The sequence below is a fragment of the Exiguobacterium sp. EA-TM-5 genome (assembly GCF_053878415.1).
The window spans coordinates 1,968,047-1,992,155 of sequence record NZ_CM132670.1; the positions used below are offsets into that span (position 1 = coordinate 1,968,047).

Consider the following 24,109-nt stretch of genomic DNA (forward strand, 5'->3'; position numbering starts at 1 on the left):
ACAATAATTTTTGTGTTTCATTCTTTCGTTATGACTTGGAGGTTTTGTAATTGTTTTTCCAAGACTGTTTTCGCTAAAGGTTCACCCTTTGCTTGACCACCCTTAAAGGCATAAGGACTAAAGACTTTAGCGCCTTCTTCAATCCAGTTTGAGCGATACAAGTCGTGTGCTTCACTTCTTGATAAGAAGATACCGTCCTCGATTTCGACATCATCGTCTACTCCGAACTGAAAGCCGCAGCAAAGACAAAGTTCGAACGAAGCATCATTGTTCGCGTAATAAGCGACATCGTCCATTTGATCATATCCGCAGACGGGACATGTGTGTTTCAAAAAACCACCTCATTGTTCAAGAATCTTTTGGTACTTGTATCCTTTTAAGATATCTGTTTGATTCGCGTAGGTCCAGTCAGCGATGGACTGGTCGGGATGCGACTCAAAATAATGATTGAGAATATCATGCCCTAACATGTAGTTACTCCAGCGAGGAAGCTTTTTTTGTTCGTTACCTAGGACGAAATCGAGTTGCGATACTTCATAGTTGTTGACTAGATGCACGACATGTTTCTTCGTCGCTTCATCCATCTCGACATTCCAAGGAATGGAAACGCCTTTGACGATTCGGTCGGCAAAGGCATCTGCCTTTCCTTCGACGATGACGGAATTAAGAGTCGTATATAAACTAAAATCGGGTGTATCCATGAGGACTAAGTGATGATATTCATGTGCCGTCGTATATGCTAAGACGTCTTGATCGTAGTTTGGATCCAGGTAGAGAATGAAAGCATCTTTATAGGCTGCTCCTGTAACACCTTTCATCGGCTGGATATCGAGAGAGGATTCAGGATTAATGGGGGCGACAATAATGGTACTTTTCTTTTTGGGAAGTATCTTATGTGAAGCGATGTAATTTTTTTGGATGATTTTTTTAATGTTGTCCTGCTGTTTCATCAAGTTCTCGATTTTATCGAGGAGCTCTTGTTCGTATACGGTTGATTGCAGCATCAGAGAACCTTTTAAGTCGGCTGTCGCGAACTGCTCCTTTTCCCCGATTTTGTCGATATAGCTTAAGACATACTTCGCATAATTCTTTTTATCTACTTCAGGATCATTTGTTTTTAAGGACGCTTGTAGATATTTTTTATATGGTTCATAGAGAAAAACAATGTTCAATTTACTTTCGTCATCAATTTTTACAGATTCGGATTGTACTTTTGTACTCTTTGACATCATTTTAGTAGGAGGCTGTGTTGTCTTTTGCTCTTCTGTACAAGCGGATAAAAGCAGAAGGGGAGCAGTTAAAAGTACTATCAGTGATTTTTTCAAGATACGTTCATCCTCCTCTTTTTATAATGTAAAACCATCTGCTGTTCAATCAATCCTCTTTCGCCATATGATCAATGATGATTGGATCGCTGTAGGACAAGATGTAAAAATCCTGTTCATGCGTTCTGATGGCAAATAAGTGCAAGTCTCCCCGTTCAGTATAAATTTCCTTCGTTTTCATAAACTTCGCAGCGAACTCTCCAAATATCGATTCTTTTGACTTCACGACCGGATACGGGTTCCGGAGTTTTTCGTCGATGATGCCGTGCTCTTGCAAGGTACCTAAGAAAACGGCGTACTTTTCGAAACGCATCAAAAAATAGTCACGCGAAGGATCGTCAATCAAAAGCTTGAATGTTTCGTCAGCTCCATAAAAATAGAAATCAATCGCATAATGGTCGTTTGCCTTTAACGACATCGTATCCAGTTCGAGATCATATTCTTCAGTCGTCAGTAAAAAATCAAGATCAATCGTTTTCACGGGAAATCACTCCTCTATGAAGATCACGGACATTTAACGTAAAGGATAAACTGTTATTTTTCTAATGAATCTTTATCGATGAACCATTTTGGACCATGCTCGGCAACGAAACGATATTCGGCACGATAATGTGTATCGTGACCTTCTTCTTTCATCTTGATGAAGGCAGCATCGCCGTCGGCAGCTCGTTGATCAATCAACAGATAGAGCGCTTCGACACGCAACAATAACATCGGTAGCAAGTCGGAACGCAGACTTTCATACCCATAAGCATCTAGGAATCGACTCACCCGCTCGGCGAAGCGTGCGTCATCCTGCTCTGCTACATAATCGATAACGGATCCGTCAGGTGCTTGTCGTCTGCTGCTGAGCGGAACGAACGTATAGAGCGCATAGACGATGTCCCAAGCACGCGGACCGGGTGCCGCGAGGTCAAAGTCAATTACGCCACTCAGACGTTGATCCTGAAAAATCGTATTGTAGACAGCAAAATCATTGTGACAGATGACTTCGTATGGGGTAGGGGTATTAAGCAATGGCTCCCAGTCACCGGTTTCGAAGTCGACTGTTGCGTCATGATATTTGCGCATCAAACGCGCGACGTCTTTTATGACATCGTCTTGCCACATGTACGCTTTTAGCGGATAGTCAGCCGTCTCACCGGGGAGAAAGGTCAGGATTTCTCGATTTTGATCGTCGTTCCCGATAAAACGGGGAACACCGGATAGATGTTTCGCTACTAAATGGCGTAATAGACGGTGAACATTTGGACTGTTCTCATTTTGTGTACGATAGACATAGTTGCCTTTTTGATAGACAGCGGAGACATTTCCGCCAGTCAGCCGTTGTTCTTCAGACATAATAGTCACTTCTTTCATCGTTAAAGTTAGAATCGGTTACATACTATTGAGTACGCATGGTCTCCATATCGAAAAATGAATCAAACGCTTGATTCGTGACATGCTCGAGGAATGTGTCAACGTCTTTCGTCGAACGAAAACGAACGATGTTGTCCGCTTCACCAGGAACAGGTGGCTCGATTCGTTGCCGTTGATAGATCTCATCGTACGACGAGTCGCCACGAATCTCGCTTCCATCGCGTGTCGAATGAGTCAGTCGGTCAACAAGCGTCGCTTCAGGTAAATCAAACCAGACGAGGATCGAGCGGAACGTCGAACGGGGAAAGTGTTGCAACAATTGTTTCCGACCGGTCCGTGTGAGGTTCGCGTTACAGAGGATGATGGTCTCGATGGACGAAGAGATTGCCCGATCCATCAGCCATTTCGTCAAGTCATATTTGATGTGGTTCGCCCCTTCTGTCGGAACAAGTTCCGGATAGTGCTCAAGCAAAAAACGCGCCTGAAGATCCTGATCGATGATAAGGCTTGATGATAGAAGTTGTGCAAGCTTTTTGGCGAACGTTGTTTTCCCGGTGTGTGTCGGACCAATTGTTAGCAGGACTGTCCTCATGACGTCAGTTGTTCCTCTGGTAAGCGATCGGCAATGATTTGCGCAAGCCACTCTTCCTTCGTACCGAAGCAAGGAGTCGTTTGTCCGATATGATAAAACGTACTTGCTAATGGTCCGGTGAAGTAGGTCGCATCCGGCATACATAAATAAATCGGGCGATTCGTTGCGAGCGCAATCCCGAGTTCGACGTGGCTACTTTTTCCTGCCGGTAACACGAGGACGAAGGCGTCCGCTTGCTTGACGGCTTCGAATTCAGAAAGACCAATGTTTCGTAATGCTTCGGGATTTTCTGCCCGATCATTCATCGTCCAGTCGTATGTTAAATCGTGTCCACGCAAGCGAAGTTCATCGCGGAGCCAGCGGACGGTCAACGTGTGGTCGAAGCGAGAAGCGATATAGAGTTTCATGTATGAATTCCTTTCTCAAGTAAAAGTTGTTCGATAGTTTGAACGAGCGCGTAGGATCCGTCAGACGTATTCGATAAGACGGTGACGACCGTATTGGATTGCGGATAATAAGCGGAATGGAAGCTGACACCCGGGTCGTAGCCCATGATGTGCCATTTCTCGTGGGTGACGTCGAGTTGTTTCAACCAGACACCATAACCGTAAGACGCTACATCATTGACACCGACGTGGGGATGGAAGAGTTGCTTAGTCATCGTTTCAGACAATAGTTGATGTGTTAAGAGACTGCGCCAAAATCGTTCCATATCTGCTGCCGTAAGGAAAGCGCCACCATCCGGTCCGCCGATGATCGGTAACGCATAATGATTCGTTCGCCACGATCCATCCGACTCCTCGATGTGTCCAATCGCTGTATCCGCTGGTAAGGCGTCAAGTCGGAAGTAACCAGATTGCGTCATTTCGGTGCGAGCGAATAATTCGTTCGAGATATAGTCCGTAAAGGTTTGATGAGTAAGTTGTTCAATTACGAGACCAAGCAAAATGTACCCCGCATTGTTGTAGTGAAAGCGTTCGCCCGCAGCGAACTGTCTCTTTTGGTCACGAAACAACGGTAAAAAATCAAGTGGTCGTCGCAAGCGATACATCGGGGTATCTTGAAAAACATCCTCAAAGTCGGTCATCGTGGCCTCATCAAAATAATCACCGATCCCTGACGTATGGGTTAACAAGTGATGTACGGTCACGCCTTCTAAGTCGATTCCTGTGTTCGGTAAAATCGCCGCAACGTGTTGATCGAGCGTTAGTTGACCAGCCTCGACTAGCCGTAAGATGGCAACCGCTGTGAAGAGTTTCGCGCCAGAAGCAATTCCGAACCGCGTCGTCTCTGCATTCAATACACCATATCCACGATGCGCCATTCCGCCAGCGTGGCTAAAAATCAGTTCTCCGTCTTGGTGAACGGAAACCGCGCCTTCAAAATGTGTAAGCTCCGGTAAATCAGTAAGCTTTTTAATCACGTTCATCATCCTCTCTGCTTCCCATCCTATCGAATTCAATCATGCAAGAAAAGGGAATTATAAGAAAAATTTGAAAAAAATGAAACTTTTTAAACGTGTTGCGTATCTAATAAGGGAGTGATTGCAGAAAGGGGGAGAGTGATGTGTTTCGCAAGTCAGGTGCGGCATTCTCGGATGCTGCTTTTGAAGCGGCATTGTTCGCAGAAGAAGACTATGTGTACCGGATCTCCTTCATCTACTTGAAAGAAGAGGCAGCGGCGCTTGAAAATGTCCAAGAGGTCGCGTATCGAGCGTGGCGTGCGCGAAAGAGTCTACGTGATGCCTCGTATTTTAAAACGTGGTTGACGCGGATCACGATGAATTGTGCGTTTAAGCAACAGCGTGCGTCGTTTCAACTGTTGACAGTTGAACCCAATCAAACCACGTCGTTTGAAGAGCGACTCGTTGATCGTTTGTATCTAGAGGATTTACTTGAAATTCTTGAGCCGACTGAGCGCTCAATCGTCTATTTGCGGTATGAAGAGGATTTGTCCTTGCAGGAGATCGCGAGTACATTTGACGTTCCACTGAGTACAGTCAAAAGCACACTGTACCGCGCTCTCGAGAAAGTACGTCGACGACAGAAAGGGATGAGTCTATGAATCATGAGCCAAAAATCTTGATAGACATACCGTCATCCGTCAGACAACGGACGGTCCAAGGCATTCGGAAAGCAAAACGGCGCCGGCGTTCCCTACAAGCCGCTTTTCTCGCAGTCGGTCTTACGATCATCGGTCTTAGTTCCGTACAAGAGACCATTCCCGAACAATCATCGCAATCGATGGTGATCGGTATGTATTATGATGAACAGTTATACACGGTCGCAAAAGTGGTCACGAATCCAGACTGGCAACAGCTGAAAGGGAAACGGATTGGTGTTACTAATGGTGTCTTGAATGATACGGAACTGGAACAAGACACATCTGATTTTTCGTCGAACCTCGAAGCGTTTACCGTCTATCAAGTCAAAAAGGATCCAGTGTCTAAGCACGTACTGGTCGTTGGTCAGGAAGAGGGACGAGAACGGGTGATGATTCTGTCACCAGAACAGTAAAAGGGGGAAAAAGAGATGAATGTTCGGTCCTGGACAACTAGCGATTTGCCGCAATTAGTCGATTTAATGACGCAGCTCGGATATCCGGCAAGCGAGGATGAGTTACGCGAACGGTTTACACGGGTCACGCGTCATCCTGATTATGATTTGCTTGTGTTAGAAGAAGACGGGATCCTTCTCGGCTGCGTCGGTCTATTTCAGGCGCAAGCGTTCGAGCATGATACGACATATGTCCGGATCGTTACTTTCGTCGTCAATGCGACGCATCGTCGGCGGGGAATCGGTCGCCGCTTGATCCAAGAAGCGGAAGACTGGGCACAAGCGAGAGGGGCGACTGCTGTATTGTTGAACAGTGGCAATCGCCCGGAACGCGAAGCAGCCCATCACTTTTATCAGGCGATGGGTTACGGGGTGACGAGTACGAGTTACTCGAAGTCATTACCGTCATCGTGATTGACGGAAACCATGGAAAGCACGAAATCCTTGCTCTTCATAGAAAGGAGCAGACTGACGGGTTGCCAGTAGATCAATGCGAGTCGGATAGGTGTGCTTCAGGTGATCGAGCAACTGTTGTCCGTATCCTTGCTTGCGCGCCTTGCGACTGACGAGAAGCTCACAGACGTATGTCGTCACGAAACCATCCGTCAAAGCGCGGACATAAGCAAGTACTTGTCCGTCGCATTCGAGGACGTATGCGGCATTCGCATTGATCCATGCATGGCGCGTCCGCTCTTTCTCAGTGACGAGATATCGCCAGCCTTCTTGTTCATTCAAGCGATGAATCTGATCAAAATCTTCAGGTTGGAAACGGCGAATCTGTTCAGTCATGGATGAGTCTCCTTCGGAATGAGATTTTGTAACGGAAGAGGCAACTGACGCCAGTCCGAAAAGTGTGTGTCGGTCAACACAATATCACCTGTGCGCTTCCAAATGGTCTGCATACCGAGCGCTTGTGCTGGTAGGATGTCGTGATCGTAATTATCGCCGACATAAAGCACTTCGTCCGGACGAACACCTAAACGGTCCGTTAAGCGCAAGAAAAATGCCGGATCCGGTTTACGTAAGCCTTCTTGCTCCGAGATTCCAATCTGCGTAAAGGCAGAAGTGAGTCCAATCGCGTCAAGGACGGCACGTTGAAGCGTCGTCCGACCGTTCGAGAGCAAACCGATTGGTAGCTCAGGCGGTAATTGCGCAAAAAAGGCCGTAACGCCAGAGAAGCTGCGAGCGAAATTCGGGAAATGCGTCACGTAGTCGTGTAGCAGTACTTCAACAGAAAGCGACAATTGGAAACGACGAATCATTTCAGCATAGACGACGTCCTTCCAGACCCGGCCGCCTTGATCAAGCTCTAAGAAGACGCTGACGTATTCGTCTAGCGGAATAGTCGAGATTTGAGTTGAAAAACGCTCATATTGGTTCTCAAGAAAGTCCGGGAGAGAACCTCTCCGGTCATGTAATGTCTCGTCTAAATCAAACAATAGCGCACGAATCAAGATCAACAACACCTTTCACACTATAGAGGAGTGATTTTAATGGAACGATATATTCAGCAACAGGGAAAACAAGTGACGTATTATGATGACGGTTCGACAGGTCGACCGTTGTTGTTATTACCCTCGCTCGGTGGGACGTATCAGGACTGATCGGACATTCTGACGAAACTAACACCGGACTACCGGGTCGTCAGCTTCCATCCGCATGAGTGGTCGGATGATTATATGGACGGGACGACAGGTATCTTACAGCAAATCGAACAGTTCCTTAACGTGGCGGACATCACGACTCCGGTCACACTCGTCGGACATTCTTACGGTGGACTCGTCGCGCAAGCCTTCGCCTTGCAACATCCGGAGCATGTAGCTGGACTCGTCCTCGTTGATGCAACATCCGTTGACTTAGCAGAACTCGATCAGCTCGATACACCGACACTCGATCAAGAAGGGGACGACGCCGTCTGGATCGAACGATTCGCGGAGCTAGCGACAGCAACCGACCTCCGCGATCGATTCCCGGATGGTGACGACCGCACGGACTGGAACCCAGCGTACTACCAGGCGATGCATGCCATCATTTCAAAGTGGAAGAGTGATGCGAAGGCGCTTCAGCCACTCATGCGCGACCTTGGGTTCCCGATGACCGTTCTCGGTCGGGATAAAACAAAATCGATCCAGACCATGATGGCGGCCGGTTTTCCGGAAGATGAACTCGAACGAATGGAAAATAAATGGCAGGAATTAATACGGCGACAGGCGAATCTATCCTATAAGGCGAACGTGACATTCGTTCCAGGTACATCACACATGATGCATCATGATCGTCCGGACGTCGTCGCAAACGCGATTTTGGCACTACATCAACCGAAGGAGTTTACCGTATGACACGCTTGTATGTACTACATGGCCTAATGGGCACAGCAGACACACATTTTGCACCACAACTATCCGCTCTCGCGGATGATTTTACGTTCGTTCCGATTGATCTACCGGGGCACGGATTCACGACGGAACCAGCATCGGACGATTACTTACAACAAGCAACAGATGCCATCCGCGAACGAATGGCACAGGAAGGTCCAGGATGGATTCTCGGCTTGTCGCTCGGAGCGACACTTGCGATGCAACTAGCACTCGATCCACCTAACGAACTCGAAGGTGTGATCGTGACGGGTTATTCACCGTTCATTCCGGAAGCGATGGAACCGTTGATGCACGAGCAACGTGACTATTTCCTCAACATCGACCAGCATGCACCGGACATTGCGCTTCAGTTCGAACAACTGCATGGTCCGGCTTGGAAAACGACGGCACGAGCAGTCCTCGACTTGATGACGTTCCGTTTCCCGGCAATGACGGAGACGATGCTGCAGTCGATCACGCTTCCAGTCGTCATCATGAACGGAACGAATGAAGACTATGAAGTTGACGCAGCCGCTTTCGTTGTAGCGCACGTGCCGAACGTCACCGCTTTACCGATTGATGGAGCAGGGCATACAGCGAATCTCGATCAACCGGAACGATTTAATGAGTTGTTACGCAATATGCGTCGATCAGTACTGACGACTTAAGCGTTTCTTCATCTTCTCTTGATACATCCGCGCATCTGCCTCATGCAGGACGTCGGCGATCCGGCGTCCTGTTGTCGTATGGACGGCACCGATTGCGAGTCCGATCTCATGCGTCGCGAACGTCGAGCGGACATGTTCGACGAATGCTTCAAAGGTGGAGATGGATGGACTATAGTCAATCAAGACGAATTCATCGCCACCAATCCGGTAACCATGATCCGTTAAGCGGCGGATACAGAGTCCTGTCTGTTCTAGTAACGCATCCCCGACAGCGTGACCGAATCGGTCGTTTAATTCTTTTAGTTCATTCAAGTCAAGCAGAATCAGACCATATGTCGTTTCCGCTTGGTCCAATTTGTAAACCGCTTCATTAAAGGCGTGTCGATTACCGAGTCGCGTTAAGGAATCGATCCGGTATTGATCAAGCATCGCTTGTTGTGATTTTAATTGATCATCAATGTTGCGAATCACACCTTGGATGGCAACGATCTGTCCATTTTCGCGAATCGGTGTCGCATATTCTTCGAACCAGACATACTGATTGTCATTCGTACGCCAGCGCTGGCGAAACGGCTGATCGTAATCGCAGTCACCTGAAATTTTTGACATCAGGACCTCGATGTCTTCCGGATGAATCCGAGCAAAACACTCGTCCGGATCGAGATAACTCGCGGCTGCGACTCCTTTACCGATATGATCATCAAGGGACGGACTAATGTAGCGGAATCGATATTCCGGCTGGACTTCAAACACATAGAAAATATCTTTACATAACGCGATTGTATCCGGCTGCTGCCGACGAAATAACCGAAAACTGAGCAACATCACGAGACTACCAATAATCAAACCCAATACAAATATGACGTCCACCTCCCGTACTCTTGCCTTATCATATCATAAATGGGTATTATTCCCTATAATTGTCAAAAAACATTCCGCTACTTTGAGCGGAATGTTTTCATTTATTCGAGTTCAAGGAAGACACGAAATCCACGACTTGCATAATAGGAATCTGCCCCATTGTGATAGATAAAGGTCGTTTCGTAACGACGATCTCCGAACAAGGCGCCACCTTTTTGACGAATCATGTCTGATGTCGCAAGCCAACTGGAAGTCTTTTCGTCAAACGAAAACTGTGTCTGCAGTTCTTGATACTGTTCTGGTGTCAATAGGTGTAAGTCGAGCGTTTCGATCAACGATTCGATGCTAGCAACAGGGGCATTTTTCTTTCGACCAAGACGAGCGGCTTCGTCAAAGCAGACGCTCCGTCGACCAGTTGGACTCTCTTTGACAGTGTCGCTGATGACGAACCGTCCCTCTAGCTTTATGACGTTCGGCTCGCCACCTGTTTGTTCCATCCATACGAGTGCTGCTCGTTTTGAAGATGTCAGACGTGACGCGACCTCATCATACGAGAGTCCATCATGGCGATCAGGAGTAGCCTCAAAGCGGTCACGAAACATCGTTAATTGTTCATCCATCGGTAAAACCTCACTTTCCTAGTCCGTTTTTTCCATTATTCAATGAATCCGTTTCCAACGCAATCATTCATTGAGTGAATAAGTCAATCTAAAGACAATTGACAAATGAAATCGGACTGCCTACACTAATTGTACATATCCGGTTTCTGTCGCGATCGCGCGGACAGGAACGACATTCAGGAGAGGAGCCAACCGTATGCGCTGGATCAGTTATGCGGCTGTCGTGACGATTCTTTCGTTCTTAGCGTTCACGGCGTATTCGTTCCTGACGACGATTGACTTTGAAATCGTCTATCAGTTCGGGACGTTTGCGATGACGTTATCCTATTTTATCTTTGGTTTACCAATGTTATGGATTGTTCGCCACTATCCGTTAACCCTTCGTCTACTCATCTATGTGACGACGAGTGCCGTCGTCTTGTTTCTATTCATCGGACTATATGAAGCGTGGCACGACGCCTCACTGTCTCCGTTACCACCAATCGGTAGCATGATCCAATTCACAAGTCTCGCTTGCCTATTGTTCGTCTTACCGTATGAGATTGTCTATCGCAAAAACTTCGTCTCCATTCAACCGCGTGTTTCTTGACAGTATTCTTGTTCCTCAAGAATACTGTTTTTTATTTCCTTTCATTTAGAAGGAATTCCCAATCTATTCTTGAATAGTACGTTATCACGAATATATGGAGGGCTTACATATGGAAGGAACGTTTCAATGCAAACAGATGGGAAAATCATTTTCGGGAGACGGTGTCGAGACACATGCGTTACAAGATATCGATGTGACACTTGAAGCGGGTGACTTCATCTCGATTATCGGACCATCGGGTTCTGGAAAGTCGACGTTACTCAGTTTGATCGGTACGCTCGATCGTCCGACGAGTGGGGAGTTGCATTATGACGGGAAACCGATCAACAAATTGAACAGTAAGGAACTATCCGACTTCCGCTTCGAGAACATCGGCTTCATCTTCCAACAGTTTCATTTGATTCCGACGCTTACGGCGCTTGAAAATGTCATGGCGCCTCTGTTCGGTCGGAAAGTACCATATGATAAAAAAGAACGTGCAGAGCAGTTGCTCGCGCAAGTTGGTCTCGCCGATAAAGCAGGCAGTTTGCCGTCGCAACTCTCTGGTGGGCAACAACAACGTGTCGCCGTTGCGCGAGCACTCGTCCACGAACCAAAATGGCTACTTGCCGATGAGCCGACGGGGAACCTCGATACGGATACGGGAGAAATCATTTTCAATCTCTTACGGTCATTAAACGAAGAAAAGGGCTGCGGCGTCTTGTTCGTCACCCACGATCCGGCTCTTGCGGAACGGGCAAACCGAACAATCGAGATGCGAGATGGTGTCATCATTGAAGACCGTCTCGTTCATGTCTGAGCCTCGTTTTTGAACTCCCTTCCTCCACCCCTTACACTAAAAGGGTAGAGGAGGAATGCGTGATGCGATTAGGAATACTGGACCAAGTACCGTTACATGAGGGCGATACGGTCGAAGCGACAATGGAAGCGACGGAACGACTCGTCTTAGAAGCCGAACGACTCGGTTATGAGCGGTATTGGTTCGCAGAACATCATAATACGAACGGGTTGCTCAGTGCGGCACCGGAGTTGTTCATCGCCCGAATGGGTGCACGAACATCAACGATCAAACTTGGTTCTGGTGGTGTGTTGTTACCGCAATATCATCCGCTAAAAGTGGCCGAGAGTTTTGCGACACTCGACGCCTTTTATCCAGGACGAATCGAACTCGGGATCGGCAATTCGCCAGGTGGAAGCGAGCGGACACGACTTGCTTTAACAGATGGAGAAGAAAACCGAGCAGCTGAGTTTAGTCGACTTGTTAATGAAACGGCGGGGTTCTTGACAGATAGTCTATCGAATCGACACCCGTACCGAATCGTCAAGACGACACCGCGTGACCGGCAAGCGTCGCCGATTTCAATCCTTGGTCTGTCGCCACGTAGTGCGCGGATTGCAGCAGAACAAGACCGTGGTCTTGTTTTCGGTCACTTCATCAATCCGGATCGTTGGGAAGAGACGCTTTCTACGTATCGTGAGGCAGGAGGAACAGACGTCATCGTCTGCGTTTTCGTCATCTGTGCACCGACGCAAGAAGAAGCCGAGCGTCTCGCTCGAACACAAGATGCCTGGATTCAAGGTGTCCGACTCGGGAATTCAATCGTTCCGTCGTTTGCCTCGACTGAAGCAAAGGTCTGGAATGACGTTCATGCGGAACGGATCCGTAAAGATCGCCGGCGGGCGATCGTCGGGACACCAGACGTTGTTGCACAGGAGCTTGAAACATTAGCAATGCGTTATCAAACAGATCAGTTTTTACTGATCAATAATGCCTTTGATCAAGAAAAGCGATTGCAGTCGTACCAGCTCATTGCGGAGCGACTTCTCTAAACATAACAGGACCCCTCGTTAGCTGTTTTGCTAATGAGGGGTCCTGTCTACAACTCTACACTCAATTAACGTTGCGCTGTCGGACGAATCAAGATCTCATTGATTGCAACATCCTCTGGTTCGTTAACAGCATAGGCGATGGCACGCGCGATTGCGCTTGCATCGATGGCTTTCAAGTCACCGATTCCTTGTTTAATCTCTTCATCCGAGATATGGTCCTTCAGTTCCGTATCGACCGCTCCCGGTGAGATGATTGTTGCACGGATGTGATTGTCGACCGATTCTTCCTTACGAAGACCTTCCGTGATAGCGCGAACGGCGAATTTCGTACCGCTATAGACAGCACTTGACGGCATGACTTCATGACCTGCGACGGACGAGATATTGATGACGTGTCCGCTTTTTTGATCGCGCATGTACGGTAGGACTGCTCCGATTCCATGGAGGACACCTTTAATGTTGACGTCGACCATCGTGTTCCATTCGTCCTGTTGATTCTTATGGAGGTGTGATAGTGGCATCAATCCAGCGTTGTTGATAATGACATCAACAGAGCCGAACTTGTCTTTCGCAAGTTTAGCGAGTGAATCAACTTGCTCACGGTCGGTGACGTCCGTCACTTGATAAACGGCTTGACCACCTTCCGCCTCAACCGCTTTGACGAGTTCTTGCAAACGATCTTCCCGGCGTGCAGCAAGAACAAGTTTTGCACCTTGTTTCGCAAGTTCTTTCGCTGTTGCTTCCCCAATACCGCTTGATGCCCCTGTAATGATGACAACTTTATCTTGAATCATCTGAACTCCTCCTTCTGAATAACGTACTCCTTGAGAGGTATTGCCGCTTTTATTGATTTAAAAACATCGTATAGGAGGTTTGTTCATGAAACGGTATCTCTTTATTGGATTGATCGTGGTTGCAATCGGATGGTTTTTATCACTTGATCCATTTCGGCATCAACCACCTGAACCTACCGCGACCATCGAAGATCGGGAGGTGAAAGTGTATACCGGCACCTATAGTTGGTCAGGGATGTTTCGTGGAGAAACAGCCGACGCGAAGGCCGAAGCAATCGATTTAGTAAAAGGCGATCCGAGTACGCAAGCAAATCCTGAAGATCGATTGACGATTCGTTTTGAGGAGGGACCAGCTCCGAAGTCTGTCAAGATCGTCTTATGGTCGGTCGAAGATCATAAAGAGATGAAAACATATAAGAAGACTGGGCATATGACACTCCCTTCGACTCCCGGAAAGTACGTCTATCAGATTACAGCCGATTGGAAAGAAGGGGGTGGCGATTTTGCCTTTCCGATTGAAGTGAAATGAATAACAAAAAACATATTGACAGGATATATGTTTAATGATAAATAAGTCGAGTACTGACCTCTTTTTAAATTGAAAGAGGTCTATTATCGTGAAAAATAGTAAATAAAGCACTAGTTTCGACTTATTTAGTCTGAATAATCAGAATGTATGAACATTTTAACAAAAGTGTATTTAAATGTTTCGGGTTCGAATGAACGGGAATAAACACACCATACACATAATATTTCATGTGTTGAATCACCTAGGTGAAAGAAGATAACAATTGTAAAGGAGAGGTGCAGATGAATGGGTTTAATCGATTCTTACTCGTCATCATAGGCATACTCGGACTAATCAGTGTCGGGCTGCTTGTGCTCGGTGTGTATGACGTTCCACGGCTCAGTTCTTTAATCGAGCAGTGGCAGGATCAGCAATGGTATAGCTATACCGTTCTATCTATTGGAGGATTTTTAGCATTCGTATTCGTCATTCTATTATTCACTGGATTGTTTAGCCGATCGAAAGGTCAACGTCTGTTGATTCAAACGGGTGACGGAACGATCACGATTTCGAAGGAGACAATCGAACGAACGGCTTTAGAGTCGATTCGTGGAATTGGTGGCGTACGGACACCGCGTGTCCATGCCGACATCCATTCGAAAAAAGAGACGGTCGCCTTAAAAGTTGACTGCTCGGTCTTTGGACAAGAGGGTTTACCGACAATTGCGAAAGATATCCAAGAACGTGCTAAACAAGCTGTCGAATCCTTACTTGAGTTGCCAGTAACGAGTACGAAAGTCACAATCAGTGACACAAAAACGAAAACAGCGGAACGTGTCGTCTAAAGGAGGAGAGGGAACATGAAGACAAGAGAAGCACTCTATCCGTATCGGTTTCGACTGATCGGGGGACTTGCCGGTCTGATCCTCGCCATTTTATTCTTGACGATTGGCTTTGGTCCGACAATCCTTATCGTTGCCTTCGCAGCGATCGGATTTTTAATTGGAAAGTGGCGCGATGGTGCGCTCGATATTGAAGGGTGGATTCAGTTCTTTCAACGGGACTGATTCATATATAACTTACTAAACATTCAAAAGGAGAGATTTCAAATGGCAAACGAAGTAAACACAACAACTCAAAACGAAGTGGTACGCGAGAATAAATTGACGTTCGAAGATCAAGTCATCAAAAAAATCGCAGGGATCGCGTCGAACGAAGTGACAGGCATCTTGTCAATGAGTGGTGGATTTATGAGTGGACTGACGGATCGTCTCCGTAGTTCTGAAGACATCACGAAAGGAATCGGTGCTGAAGTCGGAGAACGCCAAGTCGCACTCGATTTGAAAGTCATTGTCGAATACGGCAAAAACATTCCGTCGATCTTCCAAGAGACAGTCGCGAAAATCAAAAAATCAATCAGTGACATGACAGGTCTTGAAGTCGTCGAAGTCAATATGCACGTCGAGGACGTTATGACACGTGCTGAGTTTGAAGCAAAAAATAAATCGAACAACGAACAAGAAGAAAAAAGCCGCGAACTGCAATAAGCAAGGTGAAAGACCCGACGGAAATCGTTGGGTCTTTTTTCATGTATGTAAAAATGACGTAATTTTCAAAAGTGGTGGATAAATGAGGTACGATAGCCATAGGAATAATCATTGTTTGAAGAGGAGCCGTGCTATTGAAACAAAACAATTCGTATCATGTTTGTCCCGTATGTGGATTTGATAAACTCGAGTGTCCGCCATATTATGAACACTTTGCTGGGAGTAACGAAATTTGTCCATGTTGTGGTTTCGAGTTTGGTGTGGATGATTTCGACTGTGCTGAAATAAACATGGAGCAGTTGTCAGATGAAGAAATCGTAAAACAAGCACACGAAATCTATCGACAAGACTGGATCAATAGTCACTTTAGATTATTTGATCCGAGTATGTTCCAAGCATCGGTGAAACTCAGACGGCGACTACGTGCTGAAGTCGCTATGAACCAACTGAAACGTACTTGTTATAGGACCTGACGAAATCGTCGGGTCTTTTTCATCGAATCGACATGACGTTTGATACGTTTGATGATGAGAACGGGAATAGGATAGTATCACGATAAACGAAAGGATGATTCACGATGCGACTAACAGGAAAAACGATCATCGTCACGGGTGCTGGTTCTGGAATGGGTGAAGCAATGGCAAAATTGTTTGCACAAGAAGGCGCACGAATCGTTGCAGCAGACATTCGGTTAGAAACGGTCGAACGCGTCGCTACCGAAATCAAGGAAGCGGGCGGAGAGGCGATGGCTGCCGCACGTGACATCGCAAAGCTCGGTGCAGCAGGAGAGCTCGTCAAACAGACAATCGATGCTTACGGCAAACTGGACGTTCTCGTCAATAACGCCGGGATCATGGACGGGATGGAAGGCGTGGCAGACATTTCGGATGAACGCTGGGATCATGTCCTTGCAGTCAATACGACGGGAACGATGCGTCTGATGCGTGAAGCGGTCAAACACTTTAAAGAAGTCGGAGGTGGCGTGATTCTGAATAATATCTCAATCGGTGGTCTGAACGGTGCCCGAGCAGGAGCGGCATATACGGCATCCAAACATGCCGTCATCGGTCTGACGAAGAATACTGCTTTCTTTTACGCCGGAGAGGGAATCCGCTGTAACGGGATCGCACCTGGTGCTGTCGAGACGAATATTGGGCAATCGATGACCAATCTGAATGAATTTGGAATGGGACGAGCGATGCTCGGAATGGGACTCAATCCCCGTGCCGGTCATCCGGATGAGATCGCAAAATTGGCATTGTTCCTTGTGTCCGATGAAGCAAGCTTTATCAACGGGGCGATTGTCGTTGCCGACGGGGGATGGAGTGCATATTGAATAAAATATATTATTTACTAGATTGCAGTTTAAAATAGCAGGAACTTGTCGATATAAGGGATAATATGACAATAGGGGCATCATAACCTTGAGTTTGAATCCAGGGAGGAATCGGCATGTCGATGCATGAGCAAGCAACACAGGTCACCGACACACAAGTCATCCGGGCAATCGAACAAAATCTAGCGATCATTCGTTTTGATGAACGACGGAAGGTCGCGTACGTGAATGAACTCTTTGCAAGAACAATGGGATATAAGGTAAAAGAACTAATTGGTAAATATCACCGTGATCTTTGTTTTCCAGAGTATGTGAATAGTCCAGATTACGAGTTGTTTTGGCGAAAATTGATGCAAGGCATCACGTATCAGGATAAAATTGAACGCCGTGCTGCTGACGGACAACAGAAGTGGCTCGAAGCGACGTATATGCCGATTTATTCCGATGACGGACGACGGGTCGTTGGGGTCTCGAAAATTGCATCGGACATCACGATTCGCCAGCAGGACGTTTTGCGAATGGCGGCTGAACTTAATGAGACATCAGCCTTCTTGACGGTCAAATCAGAAAGTGGTCGACAAGATGGTTTGAACGTCCTTGCGACCGTCCAACAAGTCGAAGCGGAATCCGTCGAGAACTTATCGAGTCTTGTTGCCTTGCGTAAAGATGCAAACTCGATCACTGACATCGTCAAGACAATTCGGGATATTGCAGCGCAGACAAATCTGCTTGCCTTAAATGCGGCAATTGAGGCAGCACGCGCTGGTGAACACGGACGTGGATTCGATGTTGTCGCGACCGAAGTCCGGAACCTATCGAACAAAGTGTCGCACTCGATCGGGGAAATCAAGAACAATATCGAAGGGATCGTTGAGCGAATCGAGGACGTCTCGCACAGTATCGAGCGGATTTCAAGCAAGGTCAAGGACAGTACCGGTCAACTCGAGCATACAGTCAGTGAGTTCGATCAGTTAGCTGATTCTGCGAAACAACTGGAGCACCAGGCGAAACAGTTCGTTGACGTCTTATAAATAAATTCAATATACCGGAACGTTCAAGCAAATGACTTGTACATTCCGGTATATTTTTTTGTGTCATTTAAAAATATAGAGAAATAGAAAAGATTCTTGTTAAATCGGAATCGTTACGATATGATGTAAAACGTAATTATTCCGAATTAAAGGTGGAGAACAATGTCTACATATAAAACAACAAGCCTCATCGGTAGTGTCTTCCTCGGTTTGGCACTTGCCGGTTGTGTTGCTTCTGATACATCACAAGAGAAAAATCATTTGACGTTCGTTTATAACTTCGCGACCCAATCACTCGACCCACATCGGGACAGTAGTTATGTTCCGCTCCGCGCGGGAGTAACAGAGACGCTCGTCCGTCTTGATGACGAACGATTGACGGTCGAGCCGTGGCTCGCAAAAAAATGGTCCTATGAGGGAAAACGAACATGGCGGATCGTCTTACAAGACGACGTGACGTTCCATAACGGAAAACGACTTGATGCGGCTGCCGTCAAATCGTCTCTTGAACGCTCGATTCAGGAAAATCCGGGTGTCAAAAATGCCTTGAACATCGAGACGATCAAAACAGACGGACCGGATCTGCTTATCCAAACAAAAACGACTTATCCAGAGTTCATCTCGGAACTCGTCAATCCGAACACAGCGATCATCGATACGAAGGCAAGCGGTGTGACGAAGGAACCGATGGGAACAGGTCCATTTCAAGTCGACCGGTTCGCTCCAGGAACAAAAGTTGAATTAAAACGCTTTAAATCGTACTGGCAAGCACAAGCAAAACTCGATTCCGTCGATTTCGTCTTCAATGAAGACGCTGGCGCACGAACAAATGCCTTACGTGCCGGTCAAGCAGATATCGTCTATCGTCCGGAGATCGAGAGTGTCAAACAGTTGAAGTCTGAAGGGTTGACGGTTCAAGCGACGGATACGTTCCGCGTTCATCAGTTGACGATGAATGTCGCGAACGGACCGATGCAATCGCTTGAAGTTCGACAAGCAATGGACGCCTTGATTAACCGACAACAACTCGTCGACCATGTTCTGCAGGGGTATGCTGTTACAGCGCGCGGTCCGTTCCTTTCGTCATTCCCGTTTGCTCCAGATTATCCAAAGCAAGAGCAGAAGACACCAGAAGAATGGCTGAAGCAAGCTGGTTACACAAAACAAGATGGCTTCATGCAAAAAGACGGTCGTCCCTTAACGTTAACGTTACTAACGTATGCCGCTCGACCTGACTTACCGATGATTGCCCAAGTTATCCAAGACGAGGCGAAAAAAATCGGTGTGACGATCAAGATTAAACAAATCGATGTCCCAGAAGAATACATGGCGAGCAATCGGGACTGGGACATTGCAACATACAGTAACCTGACAGCTCCACGTGGCGATGCCGGGTATTACCTGAATGCGACCTATCACCCAAACGGAGGACTGAACTTCAGTGGCGTTTCGGATCCTGCTTTGACGAAACAGATTGAGACGTTGAACCGGACGATTAAGATCGATGAGCGTTCACGCCTTGCTGAGCAGATCGCACGATATGTCGATCAAAATCGCTACAATAGCTTCTTGCTCCATCCTTCAACGCTTGTTGCGTATGACGGCAAACGTGTCAAAGGGTGGAAAACGGAAAAAAGTGAGTACTACATGATCACGAATACGCTACAGGTGAACGAATAATGCATCCGATCGTCAAGCGATTGTTATCGCTCGGTCTATTTACGCTCATTATGACGTTCGGTTGCTTTAGTTTATTGCGCTTATTACCGGGTGATCCGGTATTGACGTTATTAAATATCGATGAATTATCAGCGACACCCGAACAAATCGAGGCCGCACGCCGTGAATTAGGATACGATCAGCCGTTGCTCGTCCAGTACGTCCGATGGCTCCAAGATATCCTCACCTTACAGCTTGGAGATTCATTGCAAACCGGACGACCGGTCATCGAGATGCTGCGCGAGAGTTATCTCGTGACGGCAGAACTGGCGTTAGGAGGGGTTATGATCGCGTTATTGATTGCGTTACCACTTGGAATCGGCAGTGCATTGACGACGCGTCACTATGTCGTACGACTTGCAAACGTCGTCAGCATCGCGTGTGCAGCGATACCTGGCTTTTGGATTGGTCTTTTACTCGTTGATCTGTTTGCCGTCCGCCTGGGCTGGCTTCCCGTGATGGGACGAGAGGGAATGACTTCACTCGTTCTCCCGGCACTTTCACTTGGTTTTCCGCTTGCGAGCGTCTATATCCCATTGATTCGACTGAATTTACGGCGTGAACTGGACCAACCGTATATTGAATTGGCACGGATTCGCGGGGTAGCTGAGCGAACGATTCTTTGGCGTTATGCGTTACGTGGAAGTTTGCCACCGGTTCTGTCCGTGTTCGGTCTGACGCTTGGTAATCTTGCCGGAGGCGTCGTTGTCATTGAAGTCCTGTTCGCGTATCCGGGTGTCGGAAAGTTGATGGTCGATGCGATCTTACAACGTGATTATCCGCTAATCCAAGGATATATCTTGCTGACGACAGGCGTCATTCTCGTCTTGCATCAAGGAATCCGGTCGCTGAACCGGGCATTACGACCAGATTGGAAAAGGGGCACAGATCGATGAAAAAAAGAATGATGGTTTTTGGGGGATGTCTACTGCTATTTATTTCATATACCGTATTTAATAATCCTTTTACAACAAAAGTAACGAAGAGACTTGAACCCTCTTCTCTTGAACATTGGCTTGGAACAGACAGTTTAGGACGAGATTTCGCAGCTCGTCTTTTTTTAGCTGGTTTGATATCCTTAGGTTTCAGCTTACTTACTGTTTTACTCACTGCAATCATCGGTACTTTCCTTGGTTGTATTGCTGGATTTTATGGTGGACGTCTCAATCGGTTGATTCACCGATTAGCAGATAGTCTCGTCATTTTTCCGGATACCGTTCTAGCACTCGTCATCGCTGGATTAGTTGGGGCAAGTCCACAAAGCTTAATCTTTGCGATTTTACTCATCAAATGGATTTCTTACGCGCGATTAAGTGAGACACTCGTGACTGAAACGATTCAAAAACCATACATCAGCATGGCACGAATCAATGGTCTAACGGATAAGATGATTTTGCGACGCCACATCCTTCCATCGATCATCCGTCAAGTTGTCGTCCTGATGAGTTTGGATGTCGGTAAAGTCATCTTATTCTTGTCGGCGTTCTCTTATATCGGTCTTGGTGTCCAGGCGCCATTTCCAGAATGGGGAGCAATGTTAAATGAAGGGCGTCCTTATTTCAGTTCGGCTCCTCGACTCATGCTCTTACCAGGTGCGTGTATCGTCCTCACCGTCGTTGCAACGATGGGGTGGACCCGGTGGATGAAGAGAAAAGGAGGACCATCATATGATTCAGATTCGAAACTTACGCGTTCGGGCGAAACACGTCCTTCTACATGATGTGAATTTATCGCTACCGGCTCATCAATTCGTCTGTCTCGTTGGATCGAGCGGAAGCGGCAAAACACTCTTACTCAAACGGTTGCTAAATCGATTGCCGGACGGGATGTCGTCTAGTGGGGAAGTCATCTCGGAAGTACCACTTCGACGAGGACTAGATATCGGTTACATTCCTCAACAATACACAGATGCGTTTCTTCCGTTTTTAACGATGCGTCAGATGTTACGGGATACGTATCGTGCGCATAAACGAAAGGTCGATCATCCATACATCGATCACGTCTTGCGAACGCTCGAGTTGGACCCTGCTTGGTTGGACCGGTTTCCATCTGAATTAAGTGGTGGACAATTGCAACGGTTCGCAATCCTGTTTGCCGTCGCCTTAAAACCGCGGTTGATCTTAGCGGATGAGTTAACGACAGCACTTGATCCCGTGTTGACACGTCGTTTACTCGACTGGTTGACCGAATACCAACACCAGTATGGTGCAACAATCTTGTTCGTCACCCATGAATTAGGACCTGCTTTACATTATGGCGACCAGCTCGTCTTGATGCAGGAAGGGTGGATCGTCGAGACGGGAACACCGCAGATGATGGAACAAAGTCGTCATCCGTTCACGCTTGCCTTGATGCAAGCACATAATATATCAATGAAAGAAAGGAAGAGTTCATGCCATCTGTCTTATCCGTAACAGGTCTTACTTATCAGATGAAGGAGCAGTCCATCCTCTCGAATATCTCGTTTCAAGTGATGGAAAAGTCGTCATTTGGCATCATTGGTGAAAGTGGGAGTGGGAAGACGACACTCGGACGATTGATCCTTGGTCTACTCAATCCCTCTCATGGTTTGATTTTCTTAAAGGGAAAACCGTTTCCGAGTGGGCAACAAAACGAACGACGAGCTATTCAGGCTGTCTTTCAACATCCGCTCGCTTCCTTTAATCCAGAATGGACGGTTCGCGAATCGATTCTTGAACCGTTTCGTTGTCATCGGCCAATCTTGCGGCATTTTCCAGCGACGTCTGAAGAGCATCTTATTACAGCATTAGCTCTTGCTGTCGGGCTAGAGGCACGACTATTCGACCGACTTCCCCACCAATTGAGTGGGGGACAAATTCAGCGTGCTGCGATTGCCCGCGCGATCTCGATTGAACCCGACGTGATTGTGATGGATGAACCAACGACAGGTCTTGATGTCGTATCCCGGGCGCGTATCATCGAACTACTGGAACACTTACAGCAGACACTCGGTGTCAGTTTTGTATTGATTTCGCACGATATCGACTTCATTCGGCGGCTCTGTTCAGAAATCCTCGTCTTACGTGACGGTCATGCTGTTGATATGATTGATCGACTAGAATCTGGTGGTTCCTATACGCAACGATTCGTGGAGGCCGGGACATGGTAAACACGCAACCGACGCACAAAACGTTTTGGTTACTTGCCTATCCGCTGATTCTCTCAAGTATTGCGACACCGTTGCTTGGTGTGACCGATACTGTTGTCATCGGACAATCCGGTGATCCGCAAGCGATCGGCGGCATTGCGGTCGGAGCTGTCTTCTTTAATACGATCTACTGGTTGTTCGGCTTCTTGAAAGTCAGTACGACAGGATTCAGTGCACAAGCAAGCGGAGCAAATGACGTTCATGCCTTACGGACTTCGCTTTATCGACCGCTATTCCTAGCAGCCTTTATCGGATTACTCATTCTATTGTTCCGCCAGCCGCTCGAACAGATGGGACTCTATTTACTTGCGCCACCCGCTGATTTGCTCGATTCGGTCAAAACGTATATCTCCTATCGAATGATCGGTGCACCGTTTGTCTTGATGGGCTATGCGTTACTTGGCTGGTTAATCGGGACGGGACAAGTCAAACATGCTTTGTTCGTCCAATTATTCAGTATCGGAGTCAACGTCGTGCTCGATATTGGATTCGTCTACGGACTGAACGCTGGTGTTGCCGGAATCGCGATGGCGACCGTCATCGCGGAAATCAGTATTGTCGTCTGCAGTCTCTATCTGATTCGGAGTCATTTGTCGATGACGCGCGACGAACTGCGTGCCTTGACGGATTGGCAAGCCTACCGACAATTCTTTCGCGTCAATCGTGATTTATTCATTCGAACGATTTTCTTGTTACTTGTTACTGGATGGTTCACGCGAGCGGGAGGACAATTCGGACCGGATATCCTTGCAGCCAATGCGATTCTCCTGCAGATTCAGTATCTGATTTCTTATTGGTTCGGTGGACTGGGTCATGCATCCACCGTTCTCGTCGGTCGTGCACGAGGGGATCAGGATCAGAACGGATACCGGACGAGTGTCCGCTTGGCACGGACGTTCGGATTCTACTCGGTCGTCTTCTGGTCACTAGTACTCCTATTCCTTGAGACACCGCTGCTTCAGTTGTTTACTTCAGAAGAGGCGATACTTGACGCGGCACGCGATTATTACCTCTGGATCATCATCCTACCGCTGATTGCCGGGTGGGCGATGATTTACGAAGGAATCTTTGCTGGACGTGTCGAGGCAACTCCAGTCCGGAACTCGATGATTCAAGCAGGGATCGGTTTTGCGATTGTGCTGCTGGCGACATCAAGTTTTGACAATCAAGGGGTCTGGGCGGCGTTTCTGACGTTCTTTTTGATTCGTTCCGTATCGTTGATCCTCGTCGAAGCGAAACAATGAATAAA

The 24,109-nt window shown here is 47.3% G+C and carries 32 protein-coding genes; 20 read left to right on the forward strand and 12 right to left on the reverse strand.

Annotated elements, in window-relative coordinates; genetic code table 11:
• Positions 1 to 17: 17 nt before the first annotated feature.
• From ACV3PA_RS10160 to ACV3PA_RS10190, 7 genes are all read right to left on the reverse strand, one after another.
• Complete coding sequence (locus ACV3PA_RS10160) at positions 18 to 332, reverse strand: hypothetical protein (RefSeq protein WP_456124579.1); 315 nt, start codon at positions 330 to 332, stop codon at positions 18 to 20.
• Between the two features lie 9 nt (positions 333 to 341).
• Positions 342 to 1,172 carry a DUF2268 domain-containing putative Zn-dependent protease gene (locus tag ACV3PA_RS10165; RefSeq protein WP_456124580.1) on the reverse strand — a complete coding sequence of 277 codons (831 nt, stop codon included), beginning with the start codon at positions 1,170 to 1,172 and terminating at the stop codon, positions 342 to 344.
• Between the two features lie 202 nt (positions 1,173 to 1,374).
• Positions 1,375 to 1,806 (reverse strand): hypothetical protein, encoded by a 432-nt coding sequence (locus ACV3PA_RS10170; RefSeq protein ID WP_456124581.1) that lies wholly within the window; start codon positions 1,804 to 1,806, stop codon positions 1,375 to 1,377.
• A 53-nt stretch (positions 1,807 to 1,859) separates the two neighbouring features.
• A complete protein-coding gene (locus ACV3PA_RS10175; RefSeq protein ID WP_456124582.1) occupies positions 1,860 to 2,666 on the reverse strand; it encodes a phosphotransferase in 807 nt (268 codons plus the stop codon).
• Between the two features lie 43 nt (positions 2,667 to 2,709).
• Positions 2,710 to 3,276 carry an AAA family ATPase gene (locus ACV3PA_RS10180; protein WP_456124583.1) on the reverse strand — a complete coding sequence of 189 codons (567 nt, stop codon included), beginning with the start codon at positions 3,274 to 3,276 and terminating at the stop codon, positions 2,710 to 2,712.
• Positions 3,273 to 3,683 (reverse strand): group-specific protein, encoded by a 411-nt coding sequence (locus tag ACV3PA_RS10185; protein ID WP_456124584.1) that lies wholly within the window; start codon positions 3,681 to 3,683, stop codon positions 3,273 to 3,275. The genes ACV3PA_RS10180 and ACV3PA_RS10185 overlap by 4 nt, the downstream gene beginning before the upstream one ends.
• On the reverse strand, positions 3,680 to 4,708 hold the full coding sequence (locus ACV3PA_RS10190; RefSeq protein WP_456124585.1) for a serine hydrolase domain-containing protein: 1,029 nt from the start codon (positions 4,706 to 4,708) through the stop codon (positions 3,680 to 3,682). Before ACV3PA_RS10190 ends, ACV3PA_RS10185 begins: the two co-directional genes overlap by 4 nt.
• A gap of 134 nt (positions 4,709 to 4,842) precedes the next feature.
• On the opposite strand from ACV3PA_RS10190, the gene ACV3PA_RS10195 reads away from it, so the two are divergent.
• From ACV3PA_RS10195 to ACV3PA_RS10205, 3 genes are read left to right on the forward strand one after another with little or no spacing between them, the layout of a single operon-like run.
• Entirely contained in the window at positions 4,843 to 5,340 is a 498-nt protein-coding gene (locus ACV3PA_RS10195) for a sigma-70 family RNA polymerase sigma factor (protein WP_456124586.1), read from the forward strand.
• Entirely contained in the window at positions 5,337 to 5,792 is a 456-nt protein-coding gene (locus ACV3PA_RS10200; RefSeq protein WP_456124587.1) for a hypothetical protein, read from the forward strand. Before ACV3PA_RS10195 ends, ACV3PA_RS10200 begins: the two co-directional genes overlap by 4 nt.
• 15 nt (positions 5,793 to 5,807) lie before the next feature.
• Positions 5,808 to 6,245, forward strand: coding sequence for a GNAT family N-acetyltransferase (locus ACV3PA_RS10205; protein WP_456124588.1), 438 nt, complete (start codon positions 5,808 to 5,810; stop codon positions 6,243 to 6,245).
• On the opposite strand, the gene ACV3PA_RS10210 is transcribed toward ACV3PA_RS10205, so the two are convergent.
• Both ACV3PA_RS10210 and ACV3PA_RS10215 read right to left on the reverse strand, forming a co-directional pair.
• Positions 6,237 to 6,620 carry a GNAT family N-acetyltransferase gene (locus ACV3PA_RS10210; protein WP_456124589.1) on the reverse strand — a complete coding sequence of 128 codons (384 nt, stop codon included), beginning with the start codon at positions 6,618 to 6,620 and terminating at the stop codon, positions 6,237 to 6,239. The genes ACV3PA_RS10205 and ACV3PA_RS10210 overlap by 9 nt on opposite strands.
• Entirely contained in the window at positions 6,617 to 7,285 is a 669-nt protein-coding gene (locus tag ACV3PA_RS10215; RefSeq protein ID WP_456124590.1) for an HAD family hydrolase, read from the reverse strand. The genes ACV3PA_RS10210 and ACV3PA_RS10215 overlap by 4 nt, the downstream gene beginning before the upstream one ends.
• A 159-nt stretch (positions 7,286 to 7,444) precedes the next feature.
• On the opposite strand from ACV3PA_RS10215, the gene ACV3PA_RS10220 reads away from it, so the two are divergent.
• Entirely contained in the window at positions 7,445 to 8,170 is a 726-nt protein-coding gene (locus tag ACV3PA_RS10220) for an alpha/beta fold hydrolase (RefSeq protein WP_456125962.1), read from the forward strand.
• The gene (locus tag ACV3PA_RS10225; protein ID WP_456124591.1) at positions 8,167 to 8,856 is read left to right on the forward strand and encodes an alpha/beta fold hydrolase; all 690 of its coding nucleotides are present in this window, start codon (positions 8,167 to 8,169) and stop codon (positions 8,854 to 8,856) included. Before ACV3PA_RS10220 ends, ACV3PA_RS10225 begins: the two co-directional genes overlap by 4 nt.
• Here the strand turns inward: ACV3PA_RS10225 and ACV3PA_RS10230 are convergent.
• Together ACV3PA_RS10230 and ACV3PA_RS10235 are read right to left on the reverse strand one after the other, a co-directional pair.
• Positions 8,839 to 9,726 (reverse strand): GGDEF domain-containing protein, encoded by an 888-nt coding sequence (locus tag ACV3PA_RS10230; protein ID WP_456124592.1) that lies wholly within the window; start codon positions 9,724 to 9,726, stop codon positions 8,839 to 8,841. The genes ACV3PA_RS10225 and ACV3PA_RS10230 overlap by 18 nt on opposite strands.
• A 92-nt stretch (positions 9,727 to 9,818) precedes the next feature.
• A complete protein-coding gene (locus ACV3PA_RS10235) occupies positions 9,819 to 10,337 on the reverse strand; it encodes a DUF4256 domain-containing protein (RefSeq protein ID WP_456124593.1) in 519 nt (172 codons plus the stop codon).
• Between the two features lie 196 nt (positions 10,338 to 10,533).
• Here ACV3PA_RS10235 and ACV3PA_RS10240 point away from each other — a divergent pair, with 196 nt between their 5' ends.
• The 3 genes from ACV3PA_RS10240 to ACV3PA_RS10250 all read left to right on the forward strand — a co-directional run bounded on the left by ACV3PA_RS10240 (position 10,534) and on the right by ACV3PA_RS10250 (position 12,756).
• Positions 10,534 to 10,926 carry a hypothetical protein gene (locus ACV3PA_RS10240; RefSeq protein WP_456124594.1) on the forward strand — a complete coding sequence of 131 codons (393 nt, stop codon included), beginning with the start codon at positions 10,534 to 10,536 and terminating at the stop codon, positions 10,924 to 10,926.
• Between the two features lie 109 nt (positions 10,927 to 11,035).
• The gene (locus ACV3PA_RS10245; protein WP_456124595.1) at positions 11,036 to 11,725 is read left to right on the forward strand and encodes an ABC transporter ATP-binding protein; all 690 of its coding nucleotides are present in this window, start codon (positions 11,036 to 11,038) and stop codon (positions 11,723 to 11,725) included.
• Between the two features lie 62 nt (positions 11,726 to 11,787).
• On the forward strand, positions 11,788 to 12,756 hold the full coding sequence (locus ACV3PA_RS10250; protein ID WP_456124596.1) for an LLM class flavin-dependent oxidoreductase: 969 nt from the start codon (positions 11,788 to 11,790) through the stop codon (positions 12,754 to 12,756).
• Positions 12,757 to 12,821: 65 nt separating this feature from the next.
• Here the strand turns inward: ACV3PA_RS10250 and ACV3PA_RS10255 are convergent, their stop codons facing one another.
• Positions 12,822 to 13,550: an SDR family oxidoreductase gene (locus tag ACV3PA_RS10255; protein ID WP_456124597.1), complete on the reverse strand. Its 729-nt coding sequence runs from the start codon at positions 13,548 to 13,550 to the stop codon at positions 12,822 to 12,824.
• An 85-nt stretch (positions 13,551 to 13,635) separates the two neighbouring features.
• On the opposite strand from ACV3PA_RS10255, the gene ACV3PA_RS10260 reads away from it, so the two are divergent.
• The 12 genes from ACV3PA_RS10260 (at position 13,636) to ACV3PA_RS10315 (ending at position 24,104) form a co-directional block, all read left to right on the forward strand.
• The gene (locus tag ACV3PA_RS10260) at positions 13,636 to 14,079 is read left to right on the forward strand and encodes a hypothetical protein (RefSeq protein ID WP_456124598.1); all 444 of its coding nucleotides are present in this window, start codon (positions 13,636 to 13,638) and stop codon (positions 14,077 to 14,079) included.
• Between the two features lie 281 nt (positions 14,080 to 14,360).
• Entirely contained in the window at positions 14,361 to 14,903 is a 543-nt protein-coding gene (amaP, locus tag ACV3PA_RS10265) for an alkaline shock response membrane anchor protein AmaP (protein WP_456124599.1), read from the forward strand.
• A gap of 15 nt (positions 14,904 to 14,918) precedes the next feature.
• Positions 14,919 to 15,125 (forward strand): DUF2273 domain-containing protein, encoded by a 207-nt coding sequence (locus ACV3PA_RS10270; RefSeq protein WP_035407857.1) that lies wholly within the window; start codon positions 14,919 to 14,921, stop codon positions 15,123 to 15,125.
• Positions 15,126 to 15,167: 42 nt separating this feature from the next.
• Complete coding sequence (locus ACV3PA_RS10275) at positions 15,168 to 15,605, forward strand: Asp23/Gls24 family envelope stress response protein (RefSeq protein ID WP_456124600.1); 438 nt, start codon at positions 15,168 to 15,170, stop codon at positions 15,603 to 15,605.
• A 577-nt stretch (positions 15,606 to 16,182) separates the two neighbouring features.
• Positions 16,183 to 16,941, forward strand: a complete 759-nt coding sequence (locus ACV3PA_RS10280) for a glucose 1-dehydrogenase (RefSeq protein ID WP_456124601.1) — start codon at positions 16,183 to 16,185, stop codon at positions 16,939 to 16,941.
• A gap of 116 nt (positions 16,942 to 17,057) precedes the next feature.
• Entirely contained in the window at positions 17,058 to 17,972 is a 915-nt protein-coding gene (locus ACV3PA_RS10285; protein WP_456124602.1) for a methyl-accepting chemotaxis protein, read from the forward strand.
• Positions 17,973 to 18,134: 162 nt separating this feature from the next.
• Positions 18,135 to 19,652, forward strand: coding sequence for a nickel ABC transporter substrate-binding protein (nikA, locus tag ACV3PA_RS10290; protein WP_456124603.1), 1,518 nt, complete (start codon positions 18,135 to 18,137; stop codon positions 19,650 to 19,652).
• The gene (locus ACV3PA_RS10295; RefSeq protein ID WP_456124604.1) at positions 19,652 to 20,587 is read left to right on the forward strand and encodes an ABC transporter permease; all 936 of its coding nucleotides are present in this window, start codon (positions 19,652 to 19,654) and stop codon (positions 20,585 to 20,587) included. Before nikA ends, ACV3PA_RS10295 begins: the two co-directional genes overlap by 1 nt.
• Positions 20,584 to 21,411: an ABC transporter permease gene (locus ACV3PA_RS10300; protein ID WP_456124605.1), complete on the forward strand. Its 828-nt coding sequence runs from the start codon at positions 20,584 to 20,586 to the stop codon at positions 21,409 to 21,411. The genes ACV3PA_RS10295 and ACV3PA_RS10300 overlap by 4 nt, the downstream gene beginning before the upstream one ends.
• Positions 21,359 to 22,105, forward strand: a complete 747-nt coding sequence (locus ACV3PA_RS10305; protein ID WP_456124606.1) for an ATP-binding cassette domain-containing protein — start codon at positions 21,359 to 21,361, stop codon at positions 22,103 to 22,105. The genes ACV3PA_RS10300 and ACV3PA_RS10305 overlap by 53 nt, the downstream gene beginning before the upstream one ends.
• Positions 22,084 to 22,821, forward strand: a complete 738-nt coding sequence (locus ACV3PA_RS10310; protein ID WP_456124607.1) for an ABC transporter ATP-binding protein — start codon at positions 22,084 to 22,086, stop codon at positions 22,819 to 22,821. Before ACV3PA_RS10305 ends, ACV3PA_RS10310 begins: the two co-directional genes overlap by 22 nt.
• Positions 22,815 to 24,104 carry an MATE family efflux transporter gene (locus ACV3PA_RS10315; RefSeq protein ID WP_456124608.1) on the forward strand — a complete coding sequence of 430 codons (1,290 nt, stop codon included), beginning with the start codon at positions 22,815 to 22,817 and terminating at the stop codon, positions 24,102 to 24,104. The genes ACV3PA_RS10310 and ACV3PA_RS10315 overlap by 7 nt, the downstream gene beginning before the upstream one ends.
• Positions 24,105 to 24,109: the final 5 nt, after the last annotated feature.

Coding starts and splice junctions, on each gene's coding strand:
- ACV3PA_RS10185 (WP_456124584.1), bottom strand. CDS start 3,683: ATGAAACTCTATATCGCTTCTCGCTTCGACCACACGTTGACCGTCCGC.
- ACV3PA_RS10210 (WP_456124589.1), bottom strand. CDS start 6,620: ATGACTGAACAGATTCGCCGTTTCCAACCTGAAGATTTTGATCAGATT.
- ACV3PA_RS10275 (WP_456124600.1), top strand. CDS start 15,168: ATGGCAAACGAAGTAAACACAACAACTCAAAACGAAGTGGTACGCGAG.
- ACV3PA_RS10260 (WP_456124598.1), top strand. CDS start 13,636: ATGAAACGGTATCTCTTTATTGGATTGATCGTGGTTGCAATCGGATGG.
- ACV3PA_RS10250 (WP_456124596.1), top strand. CDS start 11,788: ATGCGATTAGGAATACTGGACCAAGTACCGTTACATGAGGGCGATACG.
- ACV3PA_RS10200 (WP_456124587.1), top strand. CDS start 5,337: ATGAATCATGAGCCAAAAATCTTGATAGACATACCGTCATCCGTCAGA.
- ACV3PA_RS10235 (WP_456124593.1), bottom strand. CDS start 10,337: ATGGATGAACAATTAACGATGTTTCGTGACCGCTTTGAGGCTACTCCT.
- ACV3PA_RS10255 (WP_456124597.1), bottom strand. CDS start 13,550: ATGATTCAAGATAAAGTTGTCATCATTACAGGGGCATCAAGCGGTATT.
- ACV3PA_RS10240 (WP_456124594.1), top strand. CDS start 10,534: ATGCGCTGGATCAGTTATGCGGCTGTCGTGACGATTCTTTCGTTCTTA.
- ACV3PA_RS10180 (WP_456124583.1), bottom strand. CDS start 3,276: ATGAGGACAGTCCTGCTAACAATTGGTCCGACACACACCGGGAAAACA.
- ACV3PA_RS10190 (WP_456124585.1), bottom strand. CDS start 4,708: ATGATGAACGTGATTAAAAAGCTTACTGATTTACCGGAGCTTACACAT.
- ACV3PA_RS10310 (WP_456124607.1), top strand. CDS start 22,084: ATGCCATCTGTCTTATCCGTAACAGGTCTTACTTATCAGATGAAGGAG.
- ACV3PA_RS10295 (WP_456124604.1), top strand. CDS start 19,652: ATGCATCCGATCGTCAAGCGATTGTTATCGCTCGGTCTATTTACGCTC.
- ACV3PA_RS10245 (WP_456124595.1), top strand. CDS start 11,036: ATGGAAGGAACGTTTCAATGCAAACAGATGGGAAAATCATTTTCGGGA.
- ACV3PA_RS10175 (WP_456124582.1), bottom strand. CDS start 2,666: ATGTCTGAAGAACAACGGCTGACTGGCGGAAATGTCTCCGCTGTCTAT.
- ACV3PA_RS10225 (WP_456124591.1), top strand. CDS start 8,167: ATGACACGCTTGTATGTACTACATGGCCTAATGGGCACAGCAGACACA.
- amaP (WP_456124599.1), top strand. CDS start 14,361: ATGAATGGGTTTAATCGATTCTTACTCGTCATCATAGGCATACTCGGA.
- ACV3PA_RS10205 (WP_456124588.1), top strand. CDS start 5,808: ATGAATGTTCGGTCCTGGACAACTAGCGATTTGCCGCAATTAGTCGAT.
- ACV3PA_RS10280 (WP_456124601.1), top strand. CDS start 16,183: ATGCGACTAACAGGAAAAACGATCATCGTCACGGGTGCTGGTTCTGGA.
- ACV3PA_RS10285 (WP_456124602.1), top strand. CDS start 17,058: ATGTCGATGCATGAGCAAGCAACACAGGTCACCGACACACAAGTCATC.
- ACV3PA_RS10315 (WP_456124608.1), top strand. CDS start 22,815: ATGGTAAACACGCAACCGACGCACAAAACGTTTTGGTTACTTGCCTAT.
- ACV3PA_RS10300 (WP_456124605.1), top strand. CDS start 20,584: ATGAAAAAAAGAATGATGGTTTTTGGGGGATGTCTACTGCTATTTATT.
- ACV3PA_RS10305 (WP_456124606.1), top strand. CDS start 21,359: ATGATTCAGATTCGAAACTTACGCGTTCGGGCGAAACACGTCCTTCTA.
- ACV3PA_RS10270 (WP_035407857.1), top strand. CDS start 14,919: ATGAAGACAAGAGAAGCACTCTATCCGTATCGGTTTCGACTGATCGGG.
- nikA (WP_456124603.1), top strand. CDS start 18,135: ATGTCTACATATAAAACAACAAGCCTCATCGGTAGTGTCTTCCTCGGT.